This window comes from Collimonas sp., from assembly GCF_039923675.1.
Lineage (GTDB): Bacteria > Pseudomonadota > Gammaproteobacteria > Burkholderiales > Burkholderiaceae_D > Collimonas.
This window is the reverse complement of sequence record NZ_JBDTCG010000016.1, coordinates 53,568-69,045: the sequence shown is the minus strand read 5'-3', so window position 1 is coordinate 69,045 and position 15,478 is coordinate 53,568. Positions and strand designations below refer to the sequence as shown.

At 57.8% G+C, this 15,478-nt stretch carries 17 protein-coding genes; 12 read left to right on the top strand and 5 right to left on the bottom strand.

The window, feature by feature from the left end; translation table 11 throughout:
* A partial coding sequence (locus ABI171_RS03760) for an ESPR domain-containing protein (RefSeq protein ID WP_348091270.1) occupies positions 1-1,657 on the bottom strand: 1,657 nt, incomplete at its 3' end.
* A 767-nt stretch (positions 1,658-2,424) separates the two neighbouring features.
* Here ABI171_RS03760 and ABI171_RS03755 point away from each other — a divergent pair.
* A complete protein-coding gene (locus ABI171_RS03755) occupies positions 2,425-2,661 on the top strand; it encodes a hypothetical protein (RefSeq protein WP_348091269.1) in 237 nt (78 codons plus the stop codon).
* Positions 2,662-2,814: 153 nt separating this feature from the next.
* Here the strand turns inward: ABI171_RS03755 and ABI171_RS03750 are convergent, their stop codons facing one another.
* Complete coding sequence (locus ABI171_RS03750) at positions 2,815-3,762, bottom strand: LysR family transcriptional regulator (protein WP_348091268.1); 948 nt, start codon at positions 3,760-3,762, stop codon at positions 2,815-2,817.
* 151 nt (positions 3,763-3,913) lie between these two features.
* On the opposite strand from ABI171_RS03750, the gene ABI171_RS03745 reads away from it, so the two are divergent.
* From ABI171_RS03745 to ABI171_RS03730, 4 genes are all read left to right on the top strand, one after another.
* Entirely contained in the window at positions 3,914-4,879 is a 966-nt protein-coding gene (locus ABI171_RS03745) for a threo-3-hydroxy-L-aspartate ammonia-lyase (RefSeq protein WP_348091267.1), read from the top strand.
* A 13-nt stretch (positions 4,880-4,892) separates the two neighbouring features.
* Complete coding sequence (locus tag ABI171_RS03740) at positions 4,893-5,285, top strand: RidA family protein (RefSeq protein ID WP_348091266.1); 393 nt, start codon at positions 4,893-4,895, stop codon at positions 5,283-5,285.
* A 119-nt stretch (positions 5,286-5,404) separates the two neighbouring features.
* On the top strand, positions 5,405-5,710 hold the full coding sequence (locus ABI171_RS03735; RefSeq protein ID WP_348091265.1) for a hypothetical protein: 306 nt from the start codon (positions 5,405-5,407) through the stop codon (positions 5,708-5,710).
* Positions 5,711-5,867: 157 nt separating this feature from the next.
* Positions 5,868-6,062 carry a hypothetical protein gene (locus ABI171_RS03730; protein ID WP_348091264.1) on the top strand — a complete coding sequence of 65 codons (195 nt, stop codon included), beginning with the start codon at positions 5,868-5,870 and terminating at the stop codon, positions 6,060-6,062.
* Positions 6,063-6,146: 84 nt separating this feature from the next.
* Here the strand turns inward: ABI171_RS03730 and ABI171_RS03725 are convergent, their stop codons facing one another.
* Positions 6,147-7,238, bottom strand: a complete 1,092-nt coding sequence (locus ABI171_RS03725) for an alpha/beta hydrolase (protein ID WP_348091263.1) — start codon at positions 7,236-7,238, stop codon at positions 6,147-6,149.
* 297 nt (positions 7,239-7,535) lie between these two features.
* Here ABI171_RS03725 and ABI171_RS03720 point away from each other — a divergent pair, with 297 nt between their 5' ends.
* Positions 7,536-8,837, top strand: coding sequence for a dicarboxylate/amino acid:cation symporter (locus ABI171_RS03720; RefSeq protein ID WP_348091262.1), 1,302 nt, complete (start codon positions 7,536-7,538; stop codon positions 8,835-8,837).
* Between the two features lie 3 nt (positions 8,838-8,840).
* Here ABI171_RS03720 and ABI171_RS03715 read toward each other — a convergent pair whose 3' ends face one another.
* The gene (locus ABI171_RS03715) at positions 8,841-9,167 is read right to left on the bottom strand and encodes an antibiotic biosynthesis monooxygenase (RefSeq protein WP_348091261.1); all 327 of its coding nucleotides are present in this window, start codon (positions 9,165-9,167) and stop codon (positions 8,841-8,843) included.
* A 183-nt stretch (positions 9,168-9,350) separates the two neighbouring features.
* Here ABI171_RS03715 and ABI171_RS03710 point away from each other — a divergent pair, with 183 nt between their 5' ends.
* Entirely contained in the window at positions 9,351-10,088 is a 738-nt protein-coding gene (locus tag ABI171_RS03710) for an alpha/beta hydrolase (RefSeq protein ID WP_348091260.1), read from the top strand.
* A gap of 27 nt (positions 10,089-10,115) precedes the next feature.
* Here the strand turns inward: ABI171_RS03710 and gstA are convergent, their stop codons facing one another.
* A complete protein-coding gene (gene gstA / locus ABI171_RS03705) occupies positions 10,116-10,721 on the bottom strand; it encodes a glutathione transferase GstA (RefSeq protein WP_348091259.1) in 606 nt (201 codons plus the stop codon).
* Between the two features lie 120 nt (positions 10,722-10,841).
* On the opposite strand from gstA, the gene ABI171_RS03700 reads away from it, so the two are divergent.
* The 5 genes from ABI171_RS03700 to ABI171_RS03680 all read left to right on the top strand — a co-directional run bounded on the left by ABI171_RS03700 (position 10,842) and on the right by ABI171_RS03680 (position 15,477).
* Positions 10,842-11,204, top strand: coding sequence for a helix-turn-helix domain-containing protein (locus tag ABI171_RS03700; protein ID WP_348091258.1), 363 nt, complete (start codon positions 10,842-10,844; stop codon positions 11,202-11,204).
* Between the two features lie 93 nt (positions 11,205-11,297).
* Positions 11,298-11,456: a hypothetical protein gene (locus tag ABI171_RS03695; protein WP_348091257.1), complete on the top strand. Its 159-nt coding sequence runs from the start codon at positions 11,298-11,300 to the stop codon at positions 11,454-11,456.
* 31 nt (positions 11,457-11,487) lie between these two features.
* The gene (locus ABI171_RS03690; RefSeq protein ID WP_348091256.1) at positions 11,488-12,078 is read left to right on the top strand and encodes an SIS domain-containing protein; all 591 of its coding nucleotides are present in this window, start codon (positions 11,488-11,490) and stop codon (positions 12,076-12,078) included.
* 401 nt (positions 12,079-12,479) lie between these two features.
* On the top strand, positions 12,480-14,429 hold the full coding sequence (locus ABI171_RS03685; protein WP_348091255.1) for an arylsulfatase: 1,950 nt from the start codon (positions 12,480-12,482) through the stop codon (positions 14,427-14,429).
* A 7-nt stretch (positions 14,430-14,436) separates the two neighbouring features.
* Complete coding sequence (locus ABI171_RS03680) at positions 14,437-15,477, top strand: formylglycine-generating enzyme family protein (RefSeq protein WP_348091254.1); 1,041 nt, start codon at positions 14,437-14,439, stop codon at positions 15,475-15,477.
* Position 15,478 lies beyond the last annotated feature (1 nt).

Genomic DNA, 15,478 nt, shown 5'->3' with positions numbered 1-15,478 from the left:
CAGTCGAAGCTGAAGTCGACAGCGACGTCACATTGCTATTGGTGGTGCTCAGGCCGGTGGACAGGGATGTGATGCCGGTTGACGCAGAAGTCGACAACGACGTCACGTTGCTGTTGGTCGTGCTCAGACCGGTAGACAGCGAGGTGATGCCAGTCGAGGTTGAAGTCGACAACGATGTAACGTTGCTGTTGGTCGTACTCAGACCTGAGGACAACGAAGTGATACCGGTCGATGCCGAAGTTGACAGCGATGCCACGTTGCTGTTAGTGGTGCTCAGGCCTGTCGATAACGAGGTGATACCGGTCGATGTCGATGTCGACAACGATGTTACGTTGCTGTTGGTCGTACTCAGACCAGTGGACAACGAAGTAATACCGGTAGATGCCGAAGTCGACAGTGATGTCACATTGCTGTTGGTGGTGCTCAAACCTGTCGACAGCGAAGTGATGCCAGTCGAGGTTGAAGTCGACAACGATGTAACGTTGCTGTTGGTCGTACTCAGACCTGAGGACAACGAAGTGATACCGGTCGATGCCGAAGTTGACAGCGATGTCACGTTGCTGTTGGTGGTGCTCAAACCTGTCGACAGCGAGGTGATGCCAGTCGAAGCTGAAGTCGATAACGACGTCACATTGCTGTTGGTGGTGCTCAGACCTGTCGATAACGAAGTGATTCCGGTTGACGCAGAGGTCGACAGTGAAGTCACGGTGCTGTTGGTTGTGCTCAGACCGGTCGACAGCGAGGTGATGCCGGTTGATGCGGAAGTCGACAGCGAAGTCACGTTGCTATTTGTGGTACTCAGGCCGCTCGACAGCGAGGTGATGCCAGTCGAAGCTGAAGTTGACAGTGACGTCACGTTGCTGTTGGTCGTGCTCAAACCTGTGGACAACGAAGTGATGCCGGTTGAAGCCGAAGTCGACAGCGATGTCACATTGCTGTTGGTCGTGCTCAGGCCTGTAGACAACGAAGTAATACCTGTTGACGCAGAGGTCGACAGCGAAGTAATGCCAGTCGAAGCCGATGTCGACAGCGAAGTCACATTGCTGTTGGTCGTGCTCAGACCTGTGGATAGCGAGGTGATTCCAGTCGATGTTGAAGTCGACAACGATGTCACATTACTGTTGGTTGTGCTCAAGCCTGTCGACAACGAAGTAATACCTGTCGATGCCGAAGTCGACAATGAGCTCAGCTGACTGACATTGACGGCATCCGTAGTCGCCGTACCCGCCGCCACGTTGGTGAGTTTCTGGTTGCTCAGGCTTAAACCATTGATAACCGAACCTGTGCCATTGACGTTGATTTGTCCGCCAACCGAAATGCTGGTGGGGTCGGTGGCCGTGGCGCCAATGCCTGGCGTGTAGAACAGGACGCGGTTGGTCTGCGTGGTTGCATCGGTATTGCCGCATTTCGCGACGGTAACCTGGACAGTTCCGCCGTCTGCGACCTGACTACAGGAGGTATCGTTATTGTCGTTGACGTAGATGCCGCCGCCTGCGTAGGCTGCGCCTGGCAGCAGGAACCCGGCCAGTGCCATCGACGCCGCCGCAACCGCAGCCGTCTTTGTGCTGCCGCGTTTGCCGCGTGCTTTTGCGTTCTCGGAAACAGCGATCCAGGTACCGAGTGTTTCGTTGTAGACGGTGCGGTAAATTTTATTCATGGTTGGCTCTATACAAAATTGGTAGGGCTTGCGATCGGATCAAACGGCTTGCACAAGAAATCAGACGGCGCTAAACAAGGGGCGTTTGCGTTAAACAACATGTTCAAAGGGAGTAACAGGACCTGACTGGCGACATCGCTTGTAGCTGGGCCGGGAGCTCGCGCTCGCAGCGACCTGGCGTCGTGCCGCATGGCATTGCTTGGCGCAATTCGGCTATTGCTCCCTCCGGCCGATCACATCAGGAGCACTGAGATGAAACGGAAGCCGTATTCATCTCAACTCATGGCGTAAAAACTAGGGGGCTTGGCGAATTTGCCTGACGTGCTCAAATTTTCAGCAGACTTTATTTTTCTTTTCATCTCATGACAATGACACTCTTACAATATTTGACATACTTAACAATAGTTAACAGTTGTATCTTTTGTCATTGCCCGAATCGTGGATATTTTTGATGAAAATGGACATTTATTGATGAAATGTCGTATGCCAAAAGCAGTATGCTTCTTGGGGAAATGTTTCTTTCTGATAAAATTATATTTTAGACATGTTATTTGTCAGGGTAAATTCCGTTTCCAGCCTCGCACGATGGTCTCGGCATCGCATAAAATGGGGCGGTACGCGAGGTGTGAGCGGTGGCTGGAGCCCGAGAAAGGGGCGGATTGGCGAGATTGGCAAGAATGCCGTCAACCAAATTCCGTCAGCCGCGTTTTTAAGCTTATGCCGCAGCAAACGCGGATGTTAACCTCAACCATTTAAAGGATTGAAAAATGAAAAAGCTGCTAGGTATTGCTGCACTCCTCTTCGCATTCGCCCCATTCGCTCACGCACAGAGCGACGCTGCCGGTGTTCTGGCCAGCCATCCGGATGCACGTAACGACCGCGCCACAGTAGAAGCTGCCGCACCAGCCAAGCACGTGAAGGCCAAGGCGCATCACAAGGCTGCAAAGGCCAAGGCGAAAGCTGCCGAAGCCAAGGATGCTGCGAAAGAAGCTGCTCCTAAGTAATTCGAAACATGTCATGTCGTGCATTGCACGACATGAACAAAAAACGGCCATGAGCGCGAAAATATCGCACTCATGGCCGTTTGACCTTCACCACCCAAGATTTTTCATGCGGCCGACGGTAATGCATGAGTCGAACGTGGCTATTCCAGAAAATTATTGCCCGTTCATCCTGAAACCTTGCCGTATTGCTTTTGCGCGCAATGCATCCAGCAGCACCTTGGCGCGTCGCGGCAGTCCTTTGGCGCCGTAGACTGCATGCATCTCAGGGCTGTGACCGGCCGAAGACACCAAACGATAAGCCGGACACACCTGCACCAACTCGCCCGCCTCAAGCGCCGGCTGCGCCACCCAGCTCGCCAGCCGCCCTATTCCCAAGCCCGCGCATACCGCTTCATACAGTCCGCTGCCGGAATTGATCCGGTGTTCTGCCTGCATGCGCATCCTGACGGTGCGTGAGGCTGACTTGAAATACCAGTCTTTCAATATGCGCGGGGCGGTATGCAGCACCATGGCGTGGGCGCTCAGGTTCTCCGGTTCGGCCGGCGTGCCGCGCTGCTCCAGGTAGCCGGGGCTGGCGCACAAGATGCGGTCATATTGCCAGAGCGGATAACCGATCAGTTCGCTGGAAACCGGATAGGCGCCGCGGATGGCGAAGTCCAGGTTCTCCTGGATCGGATCGATGGCGGCGTCTGTATACATTACATCCAGCCGGATATCCGGAAAGTCGCGCGCCAGGATGCCGATTTGCTCGGGCAGGAAAAAGCGGCTGCAGATCTCCGGCGCGGAAAAGCGGATCCATCCTTTGGGATCGGATTGCAGGCCGGCGATTTCTTCCTCCGCCTCTGCCTGGACCGCAAGCATCTGCTTTGCGAAGTCATAATAGATTTCACCTGCGCCGGTCAGGCTCAAGAGCTTGTGCGAGCGCTGCAAGAGCTGGATGTCGAGCTGTTCCTCCAGCGCTTGCAGGGCTCTGGTGGCGGCGCTGGGGGAGATGCCCAGATGCCGGGCAGCGGTCACAAAGCTGTGCTTGTCGACCACGGCGCAAAACACCTTGAGTTCCCATAACGTTCTTCCTTGCATCTGCCAGCCCTCTCTTTCCATTGTTACCGCTATGGATGATAGCAAGCAAACCCCACGGGCTCATCCGTTCTACCAGGATGACGACGATTTTTGCAACAAGGTATTGCATCGGCTTCAGCCGCATTGGTTCTACACTTGTCGTATCCCATGTTAACCCAGACGAGAGACCAGCATGCACACCGCAGATAGCCTGACGTTCAGCGACATACAAGCCGCCGCGCAAAGGATCAAAGGCCACGCGCACCGCACGCCGGTCATGACGTCCGCCACAGCCAACGCCCTCACCAGCGCGCAATTGTTTTTCAAATGCGAGAATTTCCAGCGTATCGGCGCTTTCAAGTTTCGCGGCGCCTTCAATGCGCTATCCCGGTTCTCCGAGGAGCAAAGGCGGAATGGCGTATTGACGTATTCCTCCGGCAACCACGCGCAAGCCATTGCGCTGGCCGCCAGCCTGTTGAAAATACGCGCTGTAATCATCATGCCGGAAGATGCACCCGTGTTGAAAATCCAGGCAACCAAAGGCTATGGCGCCGAGGTCCTGACCTACAACCGCTATACCGAAAACCGCGAAGAAATCGGCCGCAAGCTGGCGCAGGAACGGAACATGACCTTGATCCCACCTTACGACCATCCGGATGTCATTTGCGGCCAGGGTACGGTGGCGCTGGAACTGTTCGAAGACGTGGGTGAGCTGGATGTGCTGCTGGTCTGCCTGGGTGGTGGCGGCCTGCTGGCGGGATCGGCTTTGGCGGCGTCGGGCCTCAGCGCACAGTGCAAAGTGATCGGCGTCGAACCGGAACTGGGCGACGACGGCCGGCAGTCATTCCGCAAGGGCGAGATCGTGCATATCGATGTGCCCGACACCATCGCCGACGGCGCCAAGGTAACTCATGTCGGCAGCCATAATTTTGCCGTGATCCGGCAACATGTCGAGGATATAGTCACGGTGTCGGATGCGCAGCTGATATCGGCGATGAAATTCTTTGCCGAGCGGATGAAGATGGTGGTGGAACCCACCGGCTGCCTGGCTGCCGCCGCAGCATTCAACCAGGTCTGGCCGGTAGCGGGAAAGAGAGTCGGCGTCATCCTCAGCGGCGGCAATGTCGATCTGCAATCGTTCGCACAATTCATCTCGTAGGTAACAATCGAAAATGAAAATCATCCATACCGACGCTGCGCCGACACCGCGTGGTCACTACTCGCAAGCAGTGGCACACAATGGCCTGCTGTATGTTTCCGGTATGCTGCCGGAACTGGGCGCGATAGATCCCGGCAGTCACGATTTCAGACAGCAGTCTGAAGCGGTGCTGCGTCAATGCGAGGCGGTGCTGGCCGCGGCGGGTTGCCGTTATGCCGATGTGGTGCAGGCGACTGTGTATCTGGTCGGCGTAGAAAACTGGGCAACGTTCAATGACGTGTATAGCCGCTTTCTTGGTGAGCATAAACCGGCGCGCGTGGTGGTGCCGGTGCCTGCTTTGCATCATGGCTACGCGGTGGAACTGCAGCTGATCGCAGCACTGCCGACTACGGGCGACGCACCCTGACGCATGTCAAGTTGTAACGGTATGTAATGGTCGTCAACACAGCGGTTGCACCATTCGTTAATTGCTCAAGACCTCGGGAAATGCCCGGGGCTAACCAAGATAACGTTAAGGTGCAAAAAATGAACAAATTAATCGCTGCTCTGATCGCTGGCCTGTTTGCAACTTCCGTTTTCGCGCAAGCCGCCGCACCCGCTGCTCCAGCTGCTCCAGCTGCACCTGCAGTCGCTGCAGCAACCACTACCCAGGCTGTGAAAGCTGACGCCAAGACCGAAGCCAAGGCTGCGCCAGCCAAAGTCAAGGCCACGCCTGCAAAAACCAAGGTTGCCAAGAAAACGGTAAAGGCAAAATCCAAGGCGCCTGTCGCCAAGGCAGATGTCAAGACGCCTGAAGCCAAGGTTGCCGCCAGCGCCACCGTCGCAAAATAAAATGCTGCAGGTCGTGCACTCCACGACTATGATGAAGATGGCGGTCATGATTGCGGAAAAAACCGCAGCCATGACCGCCATGGCGCGTGGCAGGATAGAACGTGCTTTTCCCCGCAGTTAAAAATTCCGTTGTCCGCTATTTTTTGAGGAGTTGGTTATGGGTATTCTGGAAGAAGTCATTGGCGCCGTGGTGGCCGTAGAAGGCGTGAAGAAATTGGATCCTGGCGCATCCATCTTGACCGAAGGTATTGCTGCTGTCGCCGGCTACAAGGGCGTAGAAGCAGTGACCGAACATCTGGAAAACAAAGAAGAAGAAAACAAAGAGGGCGACGTTCCCGATCAGCCTGCCTGATTTGTTGGTGATGTAAAAATGATGGGATTTTCTCAATTGGGAAAATTCCATTTTTTTTCGTCTCGATTTTCCTTTTCGCCTAAGTTACGGTATATGCGGGCAAGACGCAGGTAGCGCCTGCCCGAACAAGACCGCCTGGCCGCATGCCGATCCGTACATGCCGCGGCCGTCATGACCCACCTCCGGCACTTCCACTACGCTCTGATTGAGGCCCGCCGGGTGGCGTCCCCGCAGGTATTTGAAATACGCCAGGCCGCGCGCCAGCCGGTTCGGACCCTGCGCCATGGCAGGACAGGAGCGGTCGATGAAATGGGTGTACGGGTTGGTGTCCGCCATCCCCAGCAGGTAGGTCACCTTGCGTTCCGCAAAGCGCGCTTCGATGCCGCCCAGGTCTTGTTGCGAGACATAGGCCGGCAACTGCTCCATGCCATATTTCCAGCGGTTCACGCGCGGGCAATAGGTGGTGACGGCGGCTTGGAAGTTGCCGTCCGCGTCGGGCCGGCGGTTGTCGAAATACAGATAGGTTGAGGGGTTTGCCACCACGTAGTGCACCTTGATTCCAGCTTTGACCATGGCTCCCTGGGCCCGGCCGGCAACCGCGTAGCGCTGGACAATCTGGGCGCCGGCGGAATGGCCCGAGACCACCACATCGGTCAACGCCGGATAGAGAGTACGGTCGGTGAAATGCTCGAGCAAGGCATCCATGGCGCTGAAGGAACTGATCGGGGCCGGGCTCACGGCAAGTTCGCCGCCCTTCCAGCCGTCCTGCGTCCAGGCCAGCGTGTCGGACTCGAGGCCGAAGGCTTCGATATCGGCTGGTATCAAGAACTGCGGCGCCACCACCAGGCTGCCGGCCCCTGTCGCGCCGGCTTCTTCGACCGCACGGCGGCCATCGGCAAAATAGACATCGGCGTTGCGCAAGGTGCCGTGCACCACGATCAGCACCCGCTTGACCTCAGGCGCCGCCACATTGAGCTGATGGTCGGCATACACCGGCAACGTGCCATTACCTTGCGGGGTATTGACGGCAAGACGCTGGTCGGCGATTTTTTTCACGGGCGCATCCAGGACGGATGCCGATTTGCCGACGGCGGCCTGCGACTGGGCTGCGAGTGCGCCGGCGAAGAAAAGCGCAAGGGCAAATGCGGCAAAACCTGCTGTTCGGCTGACGGACATGGCATTTCCTCTAGAGAACTAGACCAGGCTGATTCTGGCACGAAAACCGGGCTTGCGAGAAACGGGGGATTTTCCTTTCCAGTTCAAGCTGTCTACGCACCATAATGGAGCCCGACGCAAGGTCGCAAGCCATTCGCGCCGCTTATCGCCATTGTCCCTCTTCAACATTCCTGATTTTCCCTCGCAAGCCCGCAGTTACGCCATTCATTGGCATGCAAATTGCCTGTTTGATCACGGCTATGCGCATAGGCCCTGTCATTTCCGATAAAGCTAAAAATAGTTTCCAGGAGAATTGTCATGAAGAAAGAAAAACTGCCGCCGGCGATATGGATCCTGATCGCCATGGCGATTGGCATCATTCTCGGCTACATGGTGTACACCAGCTTCCCGGACAAGAAGACAGCGGCGGAAATCGCCGGCTATATCCAGATCATCTCGGATGTGTTCCTGCGCCTGATCAAGATGCTGATCGGCCCTCTGGTATTTTCGACGCTGGTGGTGGGGGTGGCGCACATGGGCGATGCCTCGTCGGTCGGGCGCGTGTTCGGCAAGGCGCTGGGCTGGTTTGTCACCGCTTCCTTGATGTCGCTGATCCTGGGCCTGATCATGTCCAACCTGCTGCAGCCCGGCCACAACGTCGGGCTGCCGTTGCCGGACATCGGCGCCACCGCCAACCTGGCGACGGCTAAATTTACGCTCAAGGATTTCGTCGGCCACATGATCCCGCGCTCGTTTGCCGAGGCGATGACGAATAATGAAATCCTGCAGATCGTGGTGTTCTCGATGTTCTTCGGCATCGCCCTGGCTTCATTGGGAGAACGCGCCAAGAACCTGATCGCGAACATCGACGAACTGTCGCATGCGATGCTGAAAATCACCGGCTACGTGATGAAGATGGCGCCGCTGGCAGTCATGGCGGCGATGGCCGCCACCGTCGCCACCAACGGCCTCTCGATCCTGCTCAAGTTTGCCGTCTTCATGGGCGATTTCTACATCAGCCTGTTCATGCTGTGGGGCCTGCTGGTGCTGGCCGGCGCCGCTTTCCTCGGCAAGCGTGTGCTGAAGCTGCTGGTGCTGATCAAGGAAGCCTTCCTGCTGTCGTTCGCCACCGCCAGCTCGGAAGCCGCCTACCCGAAAATCCTCGACGCCCTCGACCGTTTTGGCGTCAAGCGCAAGATCTCCAGCTTCGTCATGCCGATGGGGTATTCCTTCAACCTGGACGGTTCGATGATGTACTGCACCTTCGCGGTGCTGTTCATCGCCCAGGCCTACAACATCAACCTGCCGCTCAGTACCCAGATCACCATGCTGCTGATCCTGATGCTGACTTCCAAGGGCATGGCCGGCGTACCGCGCGCCTCGCTGGTGGTGATCGCCGCCACCCTTAACCAGTTCAACATCCCGGAAGCCGGACTGTTACTGATCCTGGGCGTGGATACCTTCCTCGACATGGGCCGTTCAGCCACCAATGCGGTCGGCAATTCCATCGCCACCGCGGTGGTCGCCAAATGGGAAGGTGAGCTGATGACGGAAAGCGATGCCGCGGCGCATACCGCACTGCTGGATAGCAGCGCGCCGGGCAAGCCGGCGCATGCCTGAACCTCAGGCAGAGATATCGATTGCCTGATAGTTGCCAAGATCGGCCTGGATGCCTAGCCGGTTAAACATCTCCTGCGGATGAAAGTCGGTGTTGGCGTGCAGCTTCCGGACTTCGATCTTGGCGGCGTCGATAGCTGCCAGGTCCGACCATCCCAGCACGGTGACGTAGTTGTACGAGCCGGGCCCTGAGGTCTGTTCCAGCACCAGTTCTTGTGTACAGCCAGGCAAGGAGCGCAGCAGCGCATGCGTGCTGCGTACCTTGGCCAGGAACTCTTGCTGCGCCGCTTCAGGAACGATGAATTTGTCTACTCGGTAAATCTGGGAAGTCATGGCTAGCTCTCCGATTGGTTTCGATTGAGGCGCGACGCGTGTCGGCGCAGGTAAATACCAATTACCGGTGTGCAGTCTAAAACTTCAAGTTAACTTGAAGTCAAGCAAAAAATGGCTAAAGCGGCCTGAACCCGGTTAAATTGAGGTAACGTTACGTTCCCCGTTATCGTTTCGTACCTGATCATGCAAGTAACAGAATCCTTTGACGTTCCGTATGAAAACGCCATTCTGAAAGGCGATTTTCTTCCAGCAGCATCGTCCCGTCATATCCTGCTGCTGCATGGCGCCGGCGTCAGCTCGCGCGCTACCGCGATGCGTTCCGGCTTGCGTCCGGCGCTACAGCAACGCGGCGTCGTCACGACATCTTTCGATTGCATCGGTCATGGCGACACCGGCGGTGAGTTGGTAAGCTCGTCATTGAGCAGCCGCACACGTCAGGCGGAGGCAGTCATCGCCGCCAGAAAACTGGCCGAGCCGCTGGTGATCTGCGGCACCAGCATGGGCGCCTACAATGCGATCAGGCTCACGCAAAAGTATCAGGTTGCCGGCTTGATATTGATCGTTCCGGGCGTCTATACGCCTACCGCGTACGAGCTGCCGTTCGGGCCGCAATTCTCTGGGGTCATTCGCCGAGATCACAGCTGGGCCGACAGCGACGCCTGGTCCATCCTCAGGGAATTCAAGGGCGACCTGCTGGTGATCGCGGCCGAACGCGACGCGGTCATTCCTTTGGAAATACCCGAGCGGCTGGTGCTGTCCGCAAGGCAGGCGCGTTCGCGCCGGCTGCGCGTGGTGGCCGGCGCCGACCACAGCCATTTGTTTCCGTTGCTGACCGCAGAGCGTCCGGCGGAATTCGACACATTGATGACATTGATGGCTGATTGCGGCAGAGAACAAGAGAGACAAGAGCTGGACAGGTAAGAATGCCCGGTCCGAGAAAGATCGTGACTAAACCAAGGCTTCCGCTTCCAACGCCGCTTTTACCGAACCGCGCGAACTGATCCGCTCCATGTAGCCGGCGATGGCCGGCCATTGCGCAAAGTCGATGGAAAAAAATCCGGTCCAGCGCAGCACCGTGAACAAATAGGCATCAGCCACGCTGAATTGCGCGCCGAGCAGGTAATCCTGTTGCGCCAGCGCGGCGTCAATCTGTTTCAGCCGCTTGACCAGTTTGTCCTTGAAGATGGTTTTGACCTCCACCGGGATTGCTGCATTGAACAGCGGCCCCATCCCCGCATGGATTTCGCTGCTGATGAAATTCAGCGCTTCCTGCAGGCGTACCCTTTCCCAGCTACCGTTCGGCGGCGCCAGCCCGGCTTCCGGCTTGAGATCGGCCAGGTACTGGACGATTGCCGGACCTTCCGTCAGCACCGCGCCGTTGTCCAGCTGCAGCGCCGCCACATAACCCTTCGTATTGATCGCCAGGAAGTCGCGGCCATCGGTGGTTTTCTTGGTCTTGTTGTCGACCTTGACCAGTTCAAACGGCAAGCCCAGTTCGCGCAGCACGATGTGCGGCGAGAGCGAACATGTATCGGGGGCAAAATACAATTTCATCTACATCTCCTGTACCGCCGCGCGATGCGCGGAATCAGGGAGAGTATGGTGATGGCGGTTACTATTGTAAAGAAGGCAGAAATTTGTTATATAGGTACATAAATTATACTTAGGTGCCGCATGAAGAAGAACGTTTCCGGCTGTTCGGTGGAGGAAGCGATGCTGCTGCTGGGCGGGCGCTGGCGTTTGCTGCTGGTGTCCTACCTGCTGGATGGCCCCAGGCGCTTCAACGATTTGCGGCGCGACATGCCGAATATCTCGCAGCGCATGCTGACGCTGGATTTGCGTGCGCTGGAAGCGGCCGGGCTGGTGCTGCGCACCGTCTACGCCGAGGTGCCGGTCAAGGTCGAATACCGCCTTACCACCGATGGCCAGCGCCTGCGCAAGGTGGTGCAGGTGGTGAAAGAGTTCGGCCTGTGGCTGAAAGAAGACCATCTGCCCGCTACGCAAACCGCAGCCTCTGTAGCTGAACCTGCGCTATAGCTAGTATGATTCAGGGATGGGCAGGTCCGCCTGCCGGAACGTTTCAGCTGGCGGCATGTCTGTCAGAGTACCCATTTATTTCATGAGATCACGATGCGTTTATTCTTTTTCGTCATTGCCAGTTTCCTCCTCGTTGCCTGCGGCCACATCGCCTCGAATAGTGACAGCGGCAATAGCGGCAACATCAGCGGCAGCAGCATCACCCCGTACGGCGTGATCGATACCGGCGTTACCCGCACCATAAATCGTTAACCACCGCTAACAAACCAACGGAGTTTCCAAATTGAAGCAACACATCAACGCAAGCCTGGTCGAAGCACAGCAATCACTGGATGCCCTGCTCGCCAATCCGACGGCGCTGGACGCGATTGAACAAGCGGCCCAGTTGCTGATCGATGTGTTTCAGCGTAAAGGACGCGTCTACTCCTGCGGCAACGGCGGTTCGATGTGCGACGCCATGCACTTCGCCGAGGAACTGACCGGCCGTTATCGTCTAGACCGCGCCGCGCTGGGCGCCACCGCCATCAGCGACGCCGGCCACCTGACTTGTGTCGGCAACGACCACGGCTACGAACAGGTTTTCTCGCGCTATATCGAAGGCCACGGCCGCGACGGCGATTGCCTGCTGGCGCTGAGCACCAGCGGCACCAGCAAGAACATCATCCGCGCGGCGCAAACCGCCAAGTCGCTAGGCATGAGCGTGATCATCCTGTCGGGCAAGCAGAGCGAAGTATTGCAAGCGTTGAGCGACGTTTACGTTTGCACTCCTGGCGGTACATTTGCCGACCGCGTGCAAGAGCTGCACATCAAGGTCTTGCATATTTTGATCGAGCTGGTCGAGCGGCATTTTTTTCCAGAGAACTACGCTGCGTAGTCGTTCCTTCTTTATCCAGACAGCGTTGCGCGATCATTGACGCGCGGCGCTGTCTTCCCCTCCTCTTCCCGCATCTCTTCATCGGCCGCGCGCATTTTTGTAATAAAGAAATGCGTAAACTGCTCCACGCGCTGCCTAAATACATAAGCTAATAGATAGTAAGTAGTTTGTAAAATTCACAGAATTTTCTACGATGCTTGCTCACTAAAGGGTGATATGACGCGGTCGTTTTCCTATCGGATATCGAATCGCGTCGTCCGTAACCGGCTCGGCTCATCTGCCTGCGCACTGGATAACCGAAGACTGCACTCCCGATGCTGAAAGCGCGCAGCGCCCTGTTTTTGAGGTTGCTGTTTCAAACGATAGCCAACATCGCCTGTCCTTCAACGGGCCATATAATAATGAAAAATTTCAGATCGCAATCTTTTGCAATCCGGCTTGGCGCCATCGGCGTCGCGGTGGCCAGCCTGGCGGCGCTTGCCGCTTGCGGCGGCTCGGATTCCGGCATGGCCAACAGCGTTTCCAGCGTATCTGTGGCGCAGAAGCGTCCCAACATTCTCTACATCATGGCTGATGACCTCGGCTACTCCGACATCCATGCATTCGGCGGAGAAATCAATACCCCCAACCTCGATGCGCTGGTGCAGAGCGGCCGCATCCTGACCAACCACCACACCGGCACCGTCTGCGCGATCACGCGCTCGATGCTGATTTCGGGCACCGACCACCATCTGGTCGGAGAAGGCACCATGGGCGTGCCGACCGATGAACGCAAGGGTTTGCCGGGCTATGAAGGTTATCTGAATGATCGCGCGCTGTCGGTGGCGCAATTGCTGAAGGAAGGCGGCTATCACACCTACATGGCCGGCAAATGGCACATCGGTTCCGGCATTCCCGGCAGCCCGACCGGCGGTGGTCAGACGCCGGATCAATGGGGCTTCGAGCACAGCTACGCCTTGCTGGGCGGCGCCGCCACCAATCACTTTGCGCATGAACCGGCGGGATCGAAGAACTATACGGAAGACGGCAAGTATGTGCAGCCCGGCCAGCCGGGACAACCAGGCGGCGCGGGCGGCAGTCCGGCAATATTCTATTCAACGGATTTCTATACCCAGCGCCTGATCTCCTACATCGATTCCAACAAGGCCGACGGCAAGCCGTTCTTTGCCTACGCGGCGTTCACCTCGCCGCACTGGCCGCTGCAAGTGCCGGAGCCGTATCTGCACAATTATGCCAGCAAGTATGACCAGGGCTACGACGCGGTGCGCAATGCGCGCATCGCCCGCCAGAAAACGCTGGGCATCATCCCGGCGGACTTCACGCCGTTTGCCGGCGTGCCGGAAAAGCTGGCGCAGTCGCCGGCCACCGTTAACAACGGCACGGCTAATGCAAAATACATCAGCGCGGTGCACACCGCGCAAGGTTATTCGGACTACGGTCCAGGCGTGGTCGACAAGACCTGGAGCAGCTTGTCGCCGGCAGAAAAGAAATCGCAGGCGCGTTACATGGAAATCTACGCCGGGATGGTGGAAAACCTCGACCACAACATCGGTTTGCTGGTCCAGCATCTAAAGGACATCGGCGCCTACGACAACACCTTCATCATGTTCCAGTCGGATAACGGCGCGGAAGGCTGGCCGATCGACTCCGGCGCCGACCCGACCGCAACCGATACCGCCAATGCCGCTAATTCGATATACGCAGCGCTCGGCAGCGACAATGGCCTGCAGAACGCGCAACGCCTGCAATACGGCTTGCGCTGGGCTGAAGTCAGCGCCACGCCGTTCCGCCTGACCAAGGGATACGCCACCGAGGGCGGCGTATCGACGCCGTTGATCGTGCACCTGCCGGGCCAGTCCGCACAATTGCCGACCTTGCGGCCGTTCACTCACGTCACCGACAACACCGCGACCTTCCTTGCCGTCGCTCAGATCATGCCGCCGGCGACACCTGCGCCGGCGTTGCTCAACAGCCTCACCGGAGTCGACCAGAACAAGGGCAAGGTGGTTTATAACAACCGCTATGTCTATCCGATTACCGGCCAGTCCTTGCTGCCTTTGCTGAGCGGTGCAACCACGGCTGCGGTGCATGGCGCGCCGTTTGGCGATGAAGCCTACGGCCGCGGCTATCTGCGCAGCAGCGACGGCCAGTGGAAAGCGTTGTGGACGGAACCGCCTAACGGTCCGCTGGACGGTCACTGGGAACTGTTCAATGTCGCCACCGATCGCGGTGAGAACAATGATGTATCGACGCAGAATCCATCCATCATCAGCAACCTGATCCAGCAATGGAATAGCTACATGGGTGGCGTCGGCGGCGTCGAACCGTTGCGCCCGCGCGGCTACTATTGAGCGGGCGATGCGGATCAGAACCTGGTTGATAGGCGGCGCCGGCATCGCTGCCGGCCTGGCGGCGGCGGCTTTCACAGTCTCGCTGGCGGCCACCGGCGGCAGCGCATTCGATGAACAGAATCGCTCGCGCGTGCTGGCCGCACTTGGCAACGAGCAGCAGTGCGAGGCGTATTCCGGCTTGCCGCTGCATTGGCGCAGCGATGCGCAAGCCGGCATGGTGCATCTGCGCGGTGGTGAATTCATCCTCGGCAGCCAGGCCGGTTATGAGGATGAGCGTCCGGCGGGCGATGGCAAAACCAAAGTACGCGGCTTCTGGATCGACCAGACCGATGTCACCAATGCCCAGTTTTCCGCCTTCGTCGCGGCCACCGGCTATGTCACCGACGCCGAGAAACAAGGCGGCGGCGCGGTGTTTCACAAGCCGACGCTGGAAGAGCTGAACGCCCGTCCGCTGGCCTGGTGGACCTGGCTCGATGGCGCTTCATGGTGGCATCCGGCCGGCCCGGGCAGTAATCTTAACGGCATACTCAACCAGCCGGTAACGCTGGTGACGCAAGCCGACGCGCTGGCCTACGCACGCTGGCTGGGGCGCGATTTGCCGAGTGAAGCCGAATGGGAATATGCAGGCAAGGCCGGACACGACGGCGCCGAGTTGGATACCGCGCCGCGCGACGCACGCGGCAAGCCGACCGCGAATTACTGGCAAGGCGTATTCCCTCTCCTGAATACCAATGAAGACGGCCACATCGGCCTGTCCCCGGTCGGCTGCTATGCGGCCAACGACTTCAAACTTTACGATATGGTTGGCAACGCATGGGAATGGACCAAAGACATCTACAACGGCCCGCATCAGCCGCACAGCAATGGCGATACCGCGGCAATCGCGCCGGTCGGACGCAAACACGACAGGCTGACGGTGATCAAGGGCGGTTCGTTTCTTTGCGCGCAGGACTATTGCGTGCGCTACCGGGCCTCGTCACGCGAGCAGCAGGAAGCGGACCTGCCGGCATCACATATAGGCTTTCGCACCGTCTTGCGCGACAGCTGAG

Excerpts from the sequence above, each read along its gene's own strand:
- ABI171_RS03735 (WP_348091265.1), top strand. The coding sequence starts at position 5,405 with ATGAACAAATTAATCGCTGCTCTGATCGCTGGCCTGTTTGCAACTTCC.
- ABI171_RS03750 (WP_348091268.1), bottom strand. The coding sequence starts at position 3,762 with ATGGAAAGAGAGGGCTGGCAGATGCAAGGAAGAACGTTATGGGAACTC.
- ABI171_RS03680 (WP_348091254.1), top strand. The coding sequence starts at position 14,437 with ATGCGGATCAGAACCTGGTTGATAGGCGGCGCCGGCATCGCTGCCGGC.
- ABI171_RS03710 (WP_348091260.1), top strand. The coding sequence starts at position 9,351 with ATGCAAGTAACAGAATCCTTTGACGTTCCGTATGAAAACGCCATTCTG.
- gstA (WP_348091259.1), bottom strand. The coding sequence starts at position 10,721 with ATGAAATTGTATTTTGCCCCCGATACATGTTCGCTCTCGCCGCACATC.
- ABI171_RS03720 (WP_348091262.1), top strand. The coding sequence starts at position 7,536 with ATGAAGAAAGAAAAACTGCCGCCGGCGATATGGATCCTGATCGCCATG.
- ABI171_RS03730 (WP_348091264.1), top strand. The coding sequence starts at position 5,868 with ATGGGTATTCTGGAAGAAGTCATTGGCGCCGTGGTGGCCGTAGAAGGC.
- ABI171_RS03755 (WP_348091269.1), top strand. The coding sequence starts at position 2,425 with ATGAAAAAGCTGCTAGGTATTGCTGCACTCCTCTTCGCATTCGCCCCA.
- ABI171_RS03685 (WP_348091255.1), top strand. The coding sequence starts at position 12,480 with ATGAAAAATTTCAGATCGCAATCTTTTGCAATCCGGCTTGGCGCCATC.
- ABI171_RS03745 (WP_348091267.1), top strand. The coding sequence starts at position 3,914 with ATGCACACCGCAGATAGCCTGACGTTCAGCGACATACAAGCCGCCGCG.
- ABI171_RS03725 (WP_348091263.1), bottom strand. The coding sequence starts at position 7,238 with ATGTCCGTCAGCCGAACAGCAGGTTTTGCCGCATTTGCCCTTGCGCTT.
- ABI171_RS03715 (WP_348091261.1), bottom strand. The coding sequence starts at position 9,167 with ATGACTTCCCAGATTTACCGAGTAGACAAATTCATCGTTCCTGAAGCG.
- ABI171_RS03740 (WP_348091266.1), top strand. The coding sequence starts at position 4,893 with ATGAAAATCATCCATACCGACGCTGCGCCGACACCGCGTGGTCACTAC.
- ABI171_RS03695 (WP_348091257.1), top strand. The coding sequence starts at position 11,298 with ATGCGTTTATTCTTTTTCGTCATTGCCAGTTTCCTCCTCGTTGCCTGC.
- ABI171_RS03700 (WP_348091258.1), top strand. The coding sequence starts at position 10,842 with ATGAAGAAGAACGTTTCCGGCTGTTCGGTGGAGGAAGCGATGCTGCTG.